The following is a 13,765-nucleotide window of genomic DNA, read 5'->3' on the forward strand; positions in this document are numbered from 1 at the left end:
CACAAACAGATTGGAGCAAAGAATGGCTCAAGTACAAGGCAAGATTGTTCAATGTATCGGCGCCGTGGTGGACGTGGAGTTCGCCCATGGTGAAGTGCCCAAGGTCTACGATGCGCTGAAGCTCGAAGGCTCGGCCCTGACGCTGGAAGTTCAGCAACAGCTGGGCGACGGCGTGGTGCGTACCATTGCGCTGGGTTCTTCGGACGGTATCAAGCGTGGCCTGATGGTCACCAACACGGGCAACCCCATCACCGTGCCCGTGGGCAAGGCCACTCTGGGCCGCATCATGGACGTGCTGGGCAACCCCATCGACGAGCGCGGTCCCGTGGACCAGACTCTGACGGCTGCCATCCACCGCAAGGCTCCTGCGTACGACGAACTGTCGCCTTCGCAGGAACTGCTGGAAACCGGCATCAAGGTGATCGACCTGGTCTGCCCCTTCGCCAAGGGCGGTAAGGTGGGCCTGTTCGGTGGTGCCGGTGTGGGCAAGACCGTGAACATGATGGAACTCATCAACAACATCGCCAAGGCCCACAGCGGTCTGTCGGTGTTCGCTGGTGTGGGTGAACGTACCCGTGAAGGTAACGACTTCTATCACGAAATGTCGGACGCCGGCGTGGTGAACCAAGAGTCTCTGAACGACTCCAAGGTTGCCATGGTGTACGGCCAGATGAACGAGCCCCCAGGAAACCGTCTGCGCGTGGCGCTGACCGGCCTGACCATGGCTGAAGCGTTCCGTGATGAAGGCAAGGACGTGCTGTTCTTCGTGGACAACATCTACCGCTACACCCTGGCCGGTACCGAAGTGTCCGCTCTGCTGGGCCGCATGCCTTCCGCCGTGGGCTACCAGCCTACCCTGGCCGAAGAAATGGGCAAGCTGCAAGAGCGTATCACCTCCACCAAGGTGGGCTCGATCACCTCCATCCAGGCCGTGTACGTGCCTGCCGATGACTTGACCGATCCTTCGCCTGCCACGACCTTCGCTCACTTGGACTCCACCGTCGTGCTGTCCCGTGACATCGCTTCGCTGGGTATCTACCCTGCCGTGGATCCCCTGGACTCCACCAGCCGTCAGCTGGACCCCCAAGTGGTGGGTGAAGAGCACTACAACGTGGCCCGCTCCGTGCAGGGCACGCTGCAGCGCTACAAGGAACTGCGCGACATCATCGCCATTCTGGGCATGGACGAACTGGCACCGGAAGACAAGCTGGTGGTGGCACGTGCCCGTAAGATGCAGCGTTTCCTGTCGCAGCCTTTCCACGTGGCTGAAGTGTTTACCGGCGCTCCCGGCAAGTACGTGCCTCTGTCTGAAACCATCCGCGGTTTCAAGATGATTGCCAACGGCGAAGCCGATCACCTGCCCGAACAGGCCTTCTACATGGTTGGCACCATCGACGAAGCCTTCGAGAAGGCCAAGAAGCTGGCCGCCTAAGGTGAACTGCGGGCACGGGACGCGTCAGCGTCTCCTGCCTGTTCACCCCAAGCCCAGATTCCCACCTTTTCCTAGGAGCAAAGATGAACACCATCCACGTTGATGTGGTCAGTGCCGAAGAGTCCATCTTCTCCGGTGAAGCGCGCTTTGTCGCCTTGCCCGGTGAAGCGGGCGAGTTGGGCATTTATCCCCGCCACACACCGCTGATCACCCGCATCAAGCCGGGTTCGGTGCGCATCGAAATGCCGGACGGCAGCGAAGAATTCGTCTTCGTGGCCGGCGGCATTTTGGAAGTGCAACCCAACTGCGTGACCGTGCTGTCCGACACCGCGATCCGCGGCAAGGATCTGGACGACGAGAAGGCTCAGAAGGCCAAGGCTGCTGCCGAGGAAGCCCTGAAGAACGCCAAGAGCGAGCTGGACCTGGCCAAGGCCCAGTCCGAGCTGGCTGTCATGGCGGCCCAGATCGCTGCCCTGCGCAAGTTCCGCCAAAAGCGCTGATCTCCCGCGGGAGTTCTGCATGAAAGCCACCGCAAGGTGGCTTTTTTATTGCCGTGGCGTGGTGCCGGTGGACAACAGGTGCTCCGGCCTGACTGAAACGGGCTTTTCAGCGCCGGCGTGCGGCTGCGCAGTGCAGTCGCAGTTCCGGGTGGGGTGCGTTGCGGCAGTTGAAAAACTATTTTCTTTCCAGGCCCGGCCCCAAGGATGTGGATATGCGGTGCAGCGGTCGTCTGGTGCAATGGAATGAGGCCCGGGGTTTTGGCTTGGTGCAGATCGATGGCAGCGGCGAGCGGGTGTTTGTGCACATCAGCGCCTGGCAGCCCCGGCCCGCTGCGCAGCAGCGCCCGCAGGTCGGCATGCCGCTGACCTTTGCGCTGGGCATGGTGCAGGGCAAGCCGCGGGCCCTGGCCGTGGCATGGCAGGAGCCCCATCGGCGCGCGCCGGTGCAGGGTCGGGCCCGGGCGGCAGGCGCCACGGCGGTACCGGGGCAGGTGCGGCGATCGCAAGGGGCACGCACGCCAGCCCACCACCGTGGCGTTTCTATGCCGCTGCTGGTCTTGGTCCTGTGGTGGGTGGCGGTCGCAGCGGTGTGGGGGGTGTCCGAATGGGTGGTGTTGGCCTATGCGGGGCCGAGCCTGTGGTGTTTCGGCGCCTACTGGCATGACAAGCACCAGGCGCAGTCGGGGGGCTGGCGTACGCCCGAAGCCACCTTGCATGCCCTGGCGCTGCTGGGAGGCTGGCCGGGCGCTTTGCTGGCCCAGCAGTGCTTGCGGCACAAGTCGAGCAAACCGGAATTCCGCCAGGCGTTCTGGGCCACGGTGGTGCTGAACATGCTGGCATTCACCGGTTTGCATGCACCCGCAGTGCAGGCGTGGCTGCTGCAGCGCTGAGGCGCAGCAGCGCAGCGCGTGACAGATCTGGCGCCGTGCCGCAGGTGGGCCGCTGCTGAAACTCGGTGTGGCCGCTTACATATCCTTGAAGAACCGGCCTTGGACCACCGGCGTATCGGGCAGGCTGGCGTCATGGCCGGTGTGGTGCGCGGCGTCGGCGGGGAAGTGCACCGCCAGCAGGTCGGAGACGCGCAGCAAGGCGGTTTCCATTCCTTGCGCATAGGCATCGCGGCGGAAATCCTGCTGCATGCCCTCCAGCACGGCCTGCCAGCTGGCGGCCGGCACGGCGCGGTGCAGTGCGCGGTCGGCCACGATCTCGATGGCGTGGTCTGCCATCAGCAGGTAGATCAGCACGCCGTTGTTCTGCTCGGTGTCCCACACGCGCAGCTTGCCGAACAGCGCCACACCCCGCTCGCGCGCCGTCGCGTCGCGCCAGATGTAGCTATAGGGCAGGCCGCCTTCCACGCACAGGCGCACCTGGCCGCTGTGGCGCGCTTCGCTGGCGGCCACCTGGCGCTCCAGGCGCAGCAGGACTTCGGGCGGGAAGGCGCGGCGAACCTGGCCCTCGGTCCAGCGGTGGTGCAGCAGGCGCTGCAAACGGTTCCACAAGCCTGCCATGTCACCAACTCCCCGAGGCGCCGCCGCCCCCAAAACTGCCACCACCGCCGGAGCTGAACCCTCCGCCGCCACCGAAACCGCCACCGCCGCCAGAGCCTCCGCCCCAACCACCGCCACCGATGAAGGGGCCGCCTCCACCGCCCCCGCCCCCGCGGCTGTTGGACAACAGGGTGAACAACAGGGCCAGCACGCCGGCACCGCCAGCCAGCAGCAGGCTGGTGGTCAGCACATAGGCCAGGAAGCCAGTGCCGCCACCCATGATGACGGCCCCCAGTTTGTTGCCGAAGATGCCGCGCACGATGGGGCCGGCGACCATTACGCCGAAGAACAGGAAGATGGCCAACTCTTCCAGGTCCCAGCCCCGGTCTTGCTGGCGTGCGGGTTGGCTGGGGGCCGGGAGGGCTTCACCGGCGATGCGCGCAGCGACCTGGTCCAGCGCGGCCAGAATGCCGCCGGCGTAGTCGTTCTGGCGGAAATGCGGGGCCATCTGCTGGTCGATGATGCGGGCCGCCGCCAGATCGGGGATGGCGCCTTCCAGGGCACGCGCTACCTCCATGCGCATGCGCCGGTCGTTCTTGGCGACCACGATCAGCAGGCCATCGCCCACGTCCTTGCGACCGATCTTCCAGCTGTCGGCCACGCGCCAGGCGTAGGCCGCAATGTCTTCCGGTGCCGTGGTGGGCACCATCAGCACGACCACCTGGGAGCCGGATTTTTCCTCGATGCCCCGCAGCCGGTTTTCCACGGCCAGGGCCTGCTCGGCCGACAGGGTCTGGGTCTGGTCCATCAGCCGTGCCGTCAGGGCGGGCACGGGCTGCAGCGGCTGCGCGACGGCAGGCTGCCACAGCAGTGCAAAGACGAGGAGGAAGAGAGCGCCCAGCGCGCGCCTGCAGTGCGTCAGAGGCATGGTGGATCCCGCTCCGGACGGCTGCACTTACTTTTTGCCGCTGGAGAAGTCCACCGTGGGAGGACGCGAGATTTCGGCCTCGTTCTGCACCGTGAAGTTGGGCTTGGGCTTGTAGCCAAACACCATGCCGGTCAGGTTGGTGGGGAAGCTGCGCGCCAGCACGTTGTAGTCCTGCACGGTCTTGATGTACTGGTTGCGGGCCACGGTGATGCGGTTTTCCGTGCCTTCCAGTGTGACGCGCAGGTCACGGAAGCCCTGGTTGGCCTGCAGCTTGGGGTATTGCTCGGCCACCACCATCAGGCGCGACAGCGCGCCGGACAGCTCGCCCTGGGCCTGCTGGAATTTGTTGAAGGCCTCGGGGTCGTTGATCAGCTCGGGCGTGGCCTGGATGGAGGTGGCCTTGGCACGGGCCTCGATCACCTTGGTGAGCGTGTCCTGCTCGAAGCTGGCTTCACCCTTGACCGAGGCCACGATGTTGGGCACCAGGTCGGCGCGGCGCTGGTACTGGTTCAGCACCTCGCTCCAGGCGGATTTGGTCTGCTCGTCCAAACGCTGGAAATCGTTGTAGCCGCAGCCGCTGAGGCCAAGGGCAAGGGCGAGAATGGCAAGCAGACGTTTCATGGCAGACCTCGTAGGCAATGTTCAGCAAAAGGCGCAAAGAAGCACAGATTGTGCAACAGAGCGACCGTTGGTCGGTGTAGGGCAGCAGGCACAGCGTGCGAGAGCACAGCGGCGTAGGGCCCTGCACAAAATCCCTGGGTTCTGGTGCACGGGTATGCTCCGCACATGCAGGCGCCCACTATCATGACGCATTCAGGCTGCTTGTTGGTTGCGCAGAGGTGTGCGGGGCCGGGGTGAACGGAAGAAGGAAGCGTTGCGCTATGGATGACATCGTGAAGCAGGCCCTGGCTAAATGGCCCAACGTGCCCGATTGCTACGGTTGGCTGGCCCTGGACGCGCGCGGGCGCTGGTTCCTGCGTGACCACGCCACCCAGGCATGCGGCTTTTTCCCCAGCAGCAAGGGATCGCTGCTGCAGCATGAAAAGCTGCTCGACTTCATCGGCCGCAATTACGAGGTGGATGCGCGGGGCTGCTGGTATTTCCAGAACGGGCCGCAGCGTGTGTATGTGGAGCTGGAAGACACGCCGGTGGTGTGGCGGGTGGACGAGGATGGCAGCGTGCGCACCCACACCGGTCGGTCGGTCCAGCCGCAGCGCTGCCTGGTGGACGAGCAGGGCCATGTCTATCTGGTGGCCGACGGTGTGCTGGGCCTGGTGCACACGCAGGATGTGATGCGCATGGCGGCATTGATTGAAGCCGGGCGCTGGGAGCCGCACGAGGTGTGCAGTGCAGCCCTGGAGGCCCAGTTCCGGTTTGTGCGCAGCCCGCAGCAGCTGGTGGCCGACGCACCCTCCGCAGCGGCCTGATCCACCCAGGGGGCGCCCAAGAGCGTGCGCCCGGGCGGGCAGACCGGAGTGCGCCGGAGCAACAAAAAAGGACCGCAGCGCGGTCCTTTTTTGATGGGCGGAGCACAGAGGGCTTACTTGGCCTCGGCGGTCTCTGCCGCTGCAGCGGGAGGCTGGGGCTCGTCGAACTTGCCGCCGCCGGCATTGGCCATGAACGCCACGCCGCGTGCAATTTCCAGGTCATTGAAATCACCGCCACCTTGCGGTGCCATGGCGCCCTTGCCCTTCAGTGCCGACTGGACCAGGGTCTCAAAGCCCTGGGCCAGACGAGGGCCCCAGGCGCCGGCATCGCCGAACTTGGGCGCGCCCGAAACGCCGGTGGCGTGGCAGGCTGCGCACTGGCCCTTGTACACATCTTCACCGCCGCGCAGGGGACGGTTGGCATCGCGGATCTCGACGGAGCCGATCTTCTGGATGCGCATGGCCTGCGCCATATCGTGGTTGCCTGCCCCCGGGCCGGTCTTGTTGGAAGAACTCACGAATTGCACCAGGCCGATGATGACGAACACCGGGATGACAAACGAGAAAAAGACCGCGATCAGCAATTGCTTGGGATTTTTGACCGGGCCCGTATGGGCTTCTTCGTGGGAGGTGGCGCTCATGAAGACCTCAATTTTTGTGTGGGCTTAAAGGAACTGCGGATTATATCGACCGCCTATGCGCTAGCCACTGGCAACGCCACGGGTTGACGCGGTGGCCGCACTTGTCGTGAGGTAGATCAAGAAGCCGGCATCTGGGCCATAAAACAACAAGGCCCTGGCGGGTGCCAGGGCCTTGTCGGGGCCTGCCTGCGGGCAGGCTGTGCAGTGGCGCTGCTGCGCCTTATTGCGCCGGTGCTGCAGCGGCGGGGGCTGCTGCGGTCTGGGAGGCTTCGGTCCAGCCGCCGCCCAGCGCCTTGTAGAGCAACACCTGGTTCTGCAGCTGTGCCAGTCGCACCTGCACCACAGCCTGCTCCAGCGTGAACAGGGAGCGCTGGGCATCCAGCAGATCCAGGTAGCTGGCCACCCCGTTGGTGTAGCGCAGATTGGACAGATTCAGGCGCGAGGACTCGGCTTCCAGCTGGGCTTGTTGGGCGCGCAGCTGTTCCACCAGGGATTCGCGGCTGACCAGGGCATCCGAGACTTCGCGGAAAGCGGTCTGGATGGCCTTTTCATACTGCGCCGCTGCAATCTTCTTGCTGGTTTCAGCCACCTCCAGATTGGCCTGGTTGCGGCCTGCCGTGAAGATCGGCAGGTAGATGGACGGCGCAATGCTGAACGTGGTGGAGCCGGACTTGAACAGGTCGGACAGCTCGGTGTTGGCAAAGCCGGCGGCGGCGGTCAGCGACACGTTCGGGAAGAACAGTGCGCGGGCCGCACCGATGCTGGCGTTGGCGGCCACCATGCTCTGTTCGGCCTGGCGAATGTCCGGGCGGCGCAGCAGCAGATCGGAAGGCAGGCCCGCAGGCACATCGGCCAGCGCCGGCAGATCGGCCAGCCGCTTGCCTTGCAGGCTGGCCAGCAGCTCGGCAGGCACCTGCTGCCCCACCAGCAGGGTCAGCGCATTGATGTCCAGATCGCGCTGGCGGGTCTGCTGGGCCAGTGTGGCGCGGGCATTCTCGGTCAGCGAGCGGGCTTGCTGGAAGTCCAGTTCCGACGAGGCGCCCGCATCGAAGCGCAGCTTGGCCAGGCGCACCGATTCTTCGCGCGTCTGCAGCGTGCGCTGCGAGATGGCGCGCAGTTCCTCATCGGCCTGCAGGCCCAGCCAGGCATTGGCGACCGCGGCCACCAGACTGATCTGGGTCGACTTGCGGCCTTCTTCCGTGGCCAGGTACTGGGCCAGGGATTGCTCCTTGAGGCTGCGGATGCGGCCCCAGAAGTCAATCTCCCAGCTGGGCATGGACAGGCCCACCATGTAGGTGTTGACGTAGCCGGAACCGTCGGTGCTGGCAGCACGGGACCCTTGGGCGGCCACCCCCAGCTCCGGAAACTGCGCGGCGCGCTGGATCTGGTACTGGGCGCGGGCCTGCTCGATATTGAGCACGGCCACGCGCAGGTCGCGGTTGTTGTCCAGCGCCAGGGTGATCAGCTGCTGCAGACGGGCGTCCGCGAAGAAGTTCTGCCACGGAATGTCGGCCGCAGCCGTGCTGGTGCTGGCGGCGTTGGCGGCCGGGTAGCTGGCAGCCACGGGCGCCGCCGGGCGCTCCAGTTGCGGGATGAAGGAGCAGCCGGAGGCCAGCAGCGCGCTGACCAGCAGGGTGGGAACAAGTCGCTTAGTCATGGTGAGAGCCTCCGTCAGTCACCGCAGCGGTGGATGCGGGAGGGGTCTTGTCTTGGTCGAGCTTCTGGCCAAACAGCTTGAAGACGCCGATGAAGAAGATGGGCACCAGGAAGATCGACAGCGGCGTGCCGATCACCATGCCCCAGAACACGCCGGTACCGATTTCACGCTGGCTGGCCGCGCTTGCACCGGAGGCGATGTACAGCGGCACCACGCCCAGAATGAACGCCAGGGACGTCATCAGAATCGGGCGGAAGCGCAGATGGGCGGCTTCCAGCGCCGCGTCGTAGGCACTCATGCCCTGGGCGTGCAGGTCCTTCGCAAATTCCACGATCAAGATCGCGTTCTTGGCGGACAGACCGATCACGGTGATCAGCGCCACCTGGAAGTAGATGTCGTTGGGCATGCCGCGGATGAACATCCCGGCCAGCGCACCCAGCACACCGAGCGGCACCACCAGCATCACGGACAGCGGAATGCTCCAGCTTTCATACAGCGCAGCCAGGCACAGGAACACGGCCAGGATGGAGAAGGCGTACAGCAGCATGGCCGAGGAGCCGGACTTCTTTTCGTCCAGCGACTGGCCGGTCCACTCGTAGCCAAAACCTTCGGGCAGGTCCAGGGCGAGCTTTTCCATCTCGGCCATGGCCTGGCCGCTGGTGTAGCCGGGCTTGGCGGAGCCGGTGATGCTCATGGAGGGGTAGCCGTTGTAGCGGGTCACCTGCATGGGGCCGGAGATCCACTTGGCGCTCACCATGGTGGAGAGCTCCACCAGCTTGCCATCCGCATTGGGCACGGTCAGACGCATCACGTCTTCCGGCTGCATGCGGCGGTGGGCATCGGCCTGGATGGTCACGCGCTGCATATAGCCCTGGTTGGGGAAGTCGGTGGAGTTCGACGAACCCAGGGCCGTGGCCAGCGTGGACGCCAGATCTCCCATGCTGACGCGCTGTGCATACACGGCGTCGCGGTTGATGTTGACCTGCCACTGTGGCGCATCGTCCACGCCGTCAAAGCGCACACCGGTCAGGATGGGGCTCTGGTTGGCCTTGCCCATCAGCATGTTGCGCGCTTCCAGCAGGGCCGCGTGGCCCTTGGCGCCACGGTCCAGCAGGCGGAACGTGAAACCATCGCTGTTGCCCAGTTCCGGAATCGACGGCGGCACCAGGGTGTAGATGAAGCCGTCGCGCAGCGCCATCATGGCACCCATGGTGCGGCCGGCAAACGATTGCGCATCCGAGCCCGCACCACTGCGCTGCGACCAGTCCTTGAGGGTGGTGAACGCCAGACCCATGTTCTGTCCCTGGCCGGAGAAGCTGAAGCCCAGAATGCTCACGATGTGGTCGGTTTCGGGCTGGCTCAGCACAAACTTTTCCAGCTCGGCCACGGCATCACCGGTACGGTCCAGCGTGGCGCCGGGCGGCAGCTGTGCCAGCGAGATCACATAGCCCTGGTCTTCCGTCGGCAGGAAGGCGCTGGGCAGCTTCATGAACATGAAGGCCACACCGGCGATCACCAGCAGATAGACCACCACGGCCTGGAACGAGCGCTTGACCACGGAGTTCAATGCACCGTGGTAGCGCTTGGTGCCGGCGTCAAACTTGCGGTTGAACCAGTTGTAGAAGGGGCCCAGCGGGCCGGTCTTCTTGTCATGCGCATGGCCCTTGGGGATGGGCTTGAGCATGGTCGCGCACAGCGCGGGGGTCAGCGTCAGCGCAAAGAAGCCGGAGAAGAAGATGGAGATGGCCATCACCAGCGAGAACTGGCGGTAGATGTTGCCGGTGGCGCCGGAGAACATGGCCAGCGGCAGGAACACGGTGACCAGAATCACCGTGATGCCGACCACGGCGCCCTGGATCTGGCCCATGGCCTTGATCGTGGCTTCCTTGGGCGGTATGCCTTCCTCGGCCATGATGCGCTCGACGTTCTCCACCACCACGATGGCATCGTCCACCACGATACCGATCACCAGCACCATGGCGAACATGGCCAGGATGTTGATGGTCAGCCCCGCAGCCAGCATGACGCCGAAGGTCCCCAGCAGGGCGATGGGCACCACGATGGTCGGGATCAGGGTGTAGCGGATGTTCTGCAGGAAGACCAGCATCACGATGAACACCAGCACGATGGCTTCGAGCAGGGTGTGCACCACTTTCTCGATCGAGATCTTGACGAACTTCGAGGTGTCGTACGGCGCGGACCAGTTCACGCCCGGGGGCAGGAAGGGCGCCAGCGTGTCCATCTTTTCATAGACCAGCTTGGCCGTGGCCATGGCGTTGGCGGTGGAGGTCAGCTGCACCGCCATGGCGACGGCAGGCTTGCCGTCCAGGCGCGAGTTGAAGGCATAGGACTCGGTGCCCAGCTCCACGCGGGCCACGTCCTTGATGCGCACGGTCGAGCCGTCGGCGTTGGAGCGCAGCACCACGTTGCCGAATTGCTCGGGCGTCGTGAGCTGGCCGGGGACCACGATACTGGCGCTCATGGTTGTGCCGGGGACGTTGGGGGTGTCACCCAGTGCACCGCCGGAGATCTGCTGGTTCTGTGCGGCGATCGCGGCATTCACCGAGGCAATGGGCAGGCCATAGCCTTGCAGCTTGATGGGGTCGACCCAGATGCGCATGGCGCGGCCGGCCGCGAACAGCTGGGCCTTGCCCACGCCTTCCAGGCGCTGGACTTCGGGCAGCACGTTGCGGTTGACGTAGTCGGCAATGTCGTCGCGCGACGTTTCCCCGGACTCGGCTTGGAAGGCCAGAATCATCAGGAAGTTGCTCATCGCCTTGTCGACCTTCACCCCCAGTGCCTGCACCACGCTGGGCAGACGGGGCTCGGCCCGCGCCAGGCGGTTCTGCACGTCCACCTGGGCCAGGTCGGCATTGGTGCCGGGCTTGAAGGTGAGGGTCAGGGTGCCCTGGCCCCCGGCGGGGGCCTTGCTTTCCATGTACATCAGGCCGGCGGCACCGTTCATCTCACGTTCAATGAGCTGAAGCACCGAATCGGTCATGGTCTCGGAGGTGGCTCCGGGGTAGGTGGCCGTGACTGTGATCGTGGGCGGTGCCACGGACGGGAACTGCGCCACTGGCAGCTGGGTGATCGAGATGATGCCGGCCAGCACCACAAAGATCGCAATCACCCACGCAAAGATAGGGCGGTGGATAAAAAACTTCGACATAGAAATCTGTCCCGTTTATTGGGCCGCCGCAGGCTTGGCGTCTGCGGCAGCTTCCGGCTTGGCGGCGGGGGCTTTGTCTGCGGCCGGAGCGGCTGCTGCGGGAGCGGCCTTGGCGTCGGCTTGCCATGGCACCGGGGTCACTTTCTTGGCACCCATGCCGACCTTGATCACGCCGTCCACCATGACTTTTTCGCCCTCTTTGAGGCCACCCGTCACGATCCAGTTGTTGCCTTGTGAACCATTGATCTGCACGGGACGCGGGGCCACGGTGCCGTCTTCCGCCACCACCAGCACGAAGTTACCCTTTTCATTGCGGGTCACGGACTGCTGGGGAATGACAGCGGCGTTGTCCACCTGGGCCTGTTCCAGCTGCACGCGCACATACATGCCGGGCAGCAGCAGACCATTCGGGTTGGGCAGCTCGGCACGGACGCTGACCTGGCCGGTGTTCTCGTCCACGGTCAGATCGGTGAACAGCATGCGGCCGGTGTGGCCGTATTCCTTGCCGTCTTCGGTGAAGACATGGACCTTGGCGGCGTTCGCGCCGTCACGGGTGAGCTTGCCGGCGGCCAGCGCTTCCTTGAGCCGCAGGATGTCGGTCGAAGACTGCGTCAGGTTGACGTACAGCGGATGGATCTGCTGGATGGTGGCCAGCTGGGTGGCTTCGCCCTGGCCGACCAGCGCGCCCTCGGTCACCATGGCGCGGCCAATGCGGCCGGCGATGGGGGCGGTGACTGTGGCATAGCCCAGGTTGACATTGGCGTTGGTCACACCGGCCTTGCCGGCGGCCACTTGGGCCAGTGCCGCTTTTTCGGCCGCGATCGCGGCGTCGTAGTCCTGCTTGCTGATGGCATTGGCTTCCACCAGGGGCTTGTAGCGGCGTGCGGTGGCGGCCGCCTGCACCAGGCTGGCTTCGGCCTGGGCCAGGGTGGCTTGCGCGCTTTGCAGATTGGCCTGGTAGGGCGTGCTGTCGATCTGGAAGAGTTTCTGGCCGACCTTGACGTCCGAGCCTTCCTGGAACAGGCGCTTTTGCAGGATGCCGGCCGCGCGTGCGCGGACCTGGGCGGTGCGGAAGGCTTCCAGGCGACCGGGCAGATCGGTCACCAGGGGAACGCTGCCCAGCTTCACGGTCACCACACCGACTTCCGGAGGCTTGGCCTGTGCGGCTGCTTGCGCATTCTGCGCACCGTCATTTTTGTCGCCACATGCAGCCAGGCTCAAGGCCGACACCACTGCCACGCCCAGGGCGATGGCGCGCAAACGGGCGTGGGGGGCGAAGAGGGGGGCCTTGGCCGCACGGCTTGCTTCATACACGGGATGCATGAAAGTCCTTCCGGTAGTTTGTTGGATGCAAAAAAGGGCGCGATGCCTGTGCGTCGCGCCAAAAACAGAGTCTCATGCCCTGGAAATCGATGTCGCAATTATACATACATCCATGAATGTATAATGACACTTGAGGCTGCTGACAGCATCCTCCGAGTCTGTGGGATGAATGTCAAACCCTGTGTGGGAAGGAGTACAGCGTGGCGCGTCGGACAAAGGAAGATGCTTGCGCGACCCGCAACAGTCTGCTGGATGCGGCGGAGCAGGTGTTCTATGAGCAAGGGGTGGCGCGCGCCTCGCTCAATGAAATAGCGCAGCGCGCGGGGGCCACGCGGGGCGCGGTCTATTGGCACTTCAAGGACAAGCTGGATCTGTTCTACGCCATGCTGGAGCGGGTCACGCTGCCGCTGGAGCAGGCCGCCTATGGCGAGGATGTGGGTGGCGCCCGGCTGGAAGGCCTGGCGCGGGTGCGGCATGTGATTGCGTCCGTCTTTGTGCGGCTGGAAGAGGATTCGCAGACCCGCAAGGTGTTCGAGGTGCTGCTGCACAAGGTGGAATACGTAGGGGAGCTGGTGTCCGTGCAGGAGCGCAATGTACAGGCGATGGCAGAGTTCGGCGCCAAGCTGGAAGCCGCGCTGGTGCATGCGCAGGGCGAGCAGCAGATCGAGCTGCCGGTCAGTGCGGGCGAGGCGGCGCTGGCTTTGCGCTGTCTGTTTGATGGGGTGATCCAGAGCTGGCTGCTTTCGCGCGGCGGTTTTGGGCTCTCGGCAGTGGGCATGCGCGCCGTGGATGCGTACCTGCGGGGTCTGGGGTTTGCCTTGGCTGCGTGATGCTGCGCTGACTGCGTGGGAAAGTCATGCCACAATAGCGGGCTTGAGACGTTGAATTGTGTCTGTAGCGGCTGTAGCTCAGTGGATAGAGTATTGGCCTCCGAAGCCAAGGGTCGTGGGTTCGATCCCCGCCAGCCGCGCCATCTTCTGCTGCACTTTGTGTGGGGAGGAGGAAGAAAAAATCACCGATTTCTTTTTGCGAGAAAAAACGGTGCTACAATTCAAATCTCTTCGGAGGGGTGCCCGAGTGGCTAAAGGGGGCAGACTGTAAATCTGTTGGCTTACGCCTACACTGGTTCGAATCCAGTCCCCTCCACCAGTAATGGTTGCAAGAGATGTGTCGCCTAGGGCGATGCGCGCAAACGCAAGGT

At 64.5% G+C, this 13,765-nt stretch carries 11 protein-coding genes, 2 tRNA genes and 1 pseudogene; 7 read left to right on the top strand and 7 right to left on the bottom strand.

Going from position 1 to position 13,765, the window contains the following annotated elements; all coding sequences use genetic code 11:
- Positions 1 to 22 precede the first annotated feature (22 nt).
- From atpD to KW830_RS13195, 3 genes are all read left to right on the top strand, one after another.
- A complete protein-coding gene (gene atpD, locus KW830_RS13185) occupies positions 23 to 1,432 on the top strand; it encodes a F0F1 ATP synthase subunit beta (protein ID WP_066541853.1) in 1,410 nt (469 codons plus the stop codon).
- Between the two features lie 83 nt (positions 1,433 to 1,515).
- Complete coding sequence (locus tag KW830_RS13190; protein ID WP_066541852.1) at positions 1,516 to 1,932, top strand: F0F1 ATP synthase subunit epsilon; 417 nt, start codon at positions 1,516 to 1,518, stop codon at positions 1,930 to 1,932.
- A 212-nt stretch (positions 1,933 to 2,144) separates the two neighbouring features.
- On the top strand, positions 2,145 to 2,822 hold the full coding sequence (locus KW830_RS13195; protein WP_218333398.1) for a cold shock and DUF1294 domain-containing protein: 678 nt from the start codon (positions 2,145 to 2,147) through the stop codon (positions 2,820 to 2,822).
- 75 nt (positions 2,823 to 2,897) lie between these two features.
- Here KW830_RS13195 and KW830_RS13200 read toward each other — a convergent pair whose 3' ends face one another.
- The 3 genes from KW830_RS13200 to KW830_RS13210 are packed head-to-tail and all read right to left on the bottom strand — an operon-like array spanning position 2,898 to position 4,968.
- Positions 2,898 to 3,440 (bottom strand): TPM domain-containing protein, encoded by a 543-nt coding sequence (locus tag KW830_RS13200; protein WP_218333399.1) that lies wholly within the window; start codon positions 3,438 to 3,440, stop codon positions 2,898 to 2,900.
- A gap of 1 nt (position 3,441) precedes the next feature.
- Positions 3,442 to 4,347, bottom strand: a complete 906-nt coding sequence (locus KW830_RS13205) for a YgcG family protein (RefSeq protein WP_218333400.1) — start codon at positions 4,345 to 4,347, stop codon at positions 3,442 to 3,444.
- A 27-nt stretch (positions 4,348 to 4,374) separates the two neighbouring features.
- On the bottom strand, positions 4,375 to 4,968 hold the full coding sequence (locus KW830_RS13210) for a LemA family protein (RefSeq protein WP_066541843.1): 594 nt from the start codon (positions 4,966 to 4,968) through the stop codon (positions 4,375 to 4,377).
- Between the two features lie 260 nt (positions 4,969 to 5,228).
- Here KW830_RS13210 and KW830_RS13215 point away from each other — a divergent pair, with 260 nt between their 5' ends.
- Positions 5,229 to 5,774, top strand: a complete 546-nt coding sequence (locus tag KW830_RS13215) for a DUF2946 family protein (RefSeq protein WP_218333401.1) — start codon at positions 5,229 to 5,231, stop codon at positions 5,772 to 5,774.
- 119 nt (positions 5,775 to 5,893) lie between these two features.
- On the opposite strand, the pseudogene KW830_RS13220 reads toward KW830_RS13215, so the two are convergent.
- The 4 genes and pseudogenes from KW830_RS13220 to KW830_RS13235 all read right to left on the bottom strand — a co-directional run.
- A pseudogene (locus KW830_RS13220) lies at positions 5,894 to 6,415 on the bottom strand (cytochrome c5 family protein); the annotation flags it as partial.
- A gap of 220 nt (positions 6,416 to 6,635) precedes the next feature.
- Positions 6,636 to 8,072: an efflux transporter outer membrane subunit gene (locus KW830_RS13225; RefSeq protein ID WP_218333402.1), complete on the bottom strand. Its 1,437-nt coding sequence runs from the start codon at positions 8,070 to 8,072 to the stop codon at positions 6,636 to 6,638.
- Positions 8,065 to 11,241 carry an efflux RND transporter permease subunit gene (locus KW830_RS13230; RefSeq protein ID WP_115594709.1) on the bottom strand — a complete coding sequence of 1,059 codons (3,177 nt, stop codon included), beginning with the start codon at positions 11,239 to 11,241 and terminating at the stop codon, positions 8,065 to 8,067. Before KW830_RS13230 ends, KW830_RS13225 begins: the two co-directional genes overlap by 8 nt.
- A 15-nt stretch (positions 11,242 to 11,256) precedes the next feature.
- Complete coding sequence (locus tag KW830_RS13235) at positions 11,257 to 12,564, bottom strand: efflux RND transporter periplasmic adaptor subunit (RefSeq protein WP_083520662.1); 1,308 nt, start codon at positions 12,562 to 12,564, stop codon at positions 11,257 to 11,259.
- A gap of 200 nt (positions 12,565 to 12,764) precedes the next feature.
- Here KW830_RS13235 and KW830_RS13240 point away from each other — a divergent pair, with 200 nt between their 5' ends.
- The 3 genes from KW830_RS13240 to KW830_RS13250 all read left to right on the top strand — a co-directional run bounded on the left by KW830_RS13240 (position 12,765) and on the right by KW830_RS13250 (position 13,713).
- A complete protein-coding gene (locus KW830_RS13240; protein WP_066541838.1) occupies positions 12,765 to 13,394 on the top strand; it encodes a TetR family transcriptional regulator in 630 nt (209 codons plus the stop codon).
- Between the two features lie 67 nt (positions 13,395 to 13,461).
- Positions 13,462 to 13,537, top strand: a tRNA-Arg gene (locus KW830_RS13245).
- A gap of 90 nt (positions 13,538 to 13,627) precedes the next feature.
- A tRNA-Tyr gene (locus tag KW830_RS13250) sits at positions 13,628 to 13,713 on the top strand.
- Positions 13,714 to 13,765: the final 52 nt, after the last annotated feature.

The organism is Comamonas sp. CMM03, assembly GCF_019218715.1.
Taxonomy (GTDB): Bacteria; Pseudomonadota; Gammaproteobacteria; order Burkholderiales; family Burkholderiaceae_C; genus Comamonas; species Comamonas terrigena.

Bases quoted from the DNA above. Each gene is read 5' to 3' on its own strand.
- KW830_RS13210 (WP_066541843.1), bottom strand. From the start codon at position 4,968: ATGAAACGTCTGCTTGCCATTCTCGCCCTTGCCCTTGGCCTCAGCGGC.
- KW830_RS13235 (WP_083520662.1), bottom strand. From the start codon at position 12,564: ATGCATCCCGTGTATGAAGCAAGCCGTGCGGCCAAGGCCCCCCTCTTC.
- atpD (WP_066541853.1), top strand. From the start codon at position 23: ATGGCTCAAGTACAAGGCAAGATTGTTCAATGTATCGGCGCCGTGGTG.
- KW830_RS13205 (WP_218333400.1), bottom strand. From the start codon at position 4,347: ATGCCTCTGACGCACTGCAGGCGCGCGCTGGGCGCTCTCTTCCTCCTC.
- KW830_RS13190 (WP_066541852.1), top strand. From the start codon at position 1,516: ATGAACACCATCCACGTTGATGTGGTCAGTGCCGAAGAGTCCATCTTC.
- KW830_RS13195 (WP_218333398.1), top strand. From the start codon at position 2,145: ATGCGGTGCAGCGGTCGTCTGGTGCAATGGAATGAGGCCCGGGGTTTT.
- KW830_RS13215 (WP_218333401.1), top strand. From the start codon at position 5,229: ATGGATGACATCGTGAAGCAGGCCCTGGCTAAATGGCCCAACGTGCCC.
- KW830_RS13225 (WP_218333402.1), bottom strand. From the start codon at position 8,072: ATGACTAAGCGACTTGTTCCCACCCTGCTGGTCAGCGCGCTGCTGGCC.
- KW830_RS13230 (WP_115594709.1), bottom strand. From the start codon at position 11,241: ATGTCGAAGTTTTTTATCCACCGCCCTATCTTTGCGTGGGTGATTGCG.
- KW830_RS13200 (WP_218333399.1), bottom strand. From the start codon at position 3,440: ATGGCAGGCTTGTGGAACCGTTTGCAGCGCCTGCTGCACCACCGCTGG.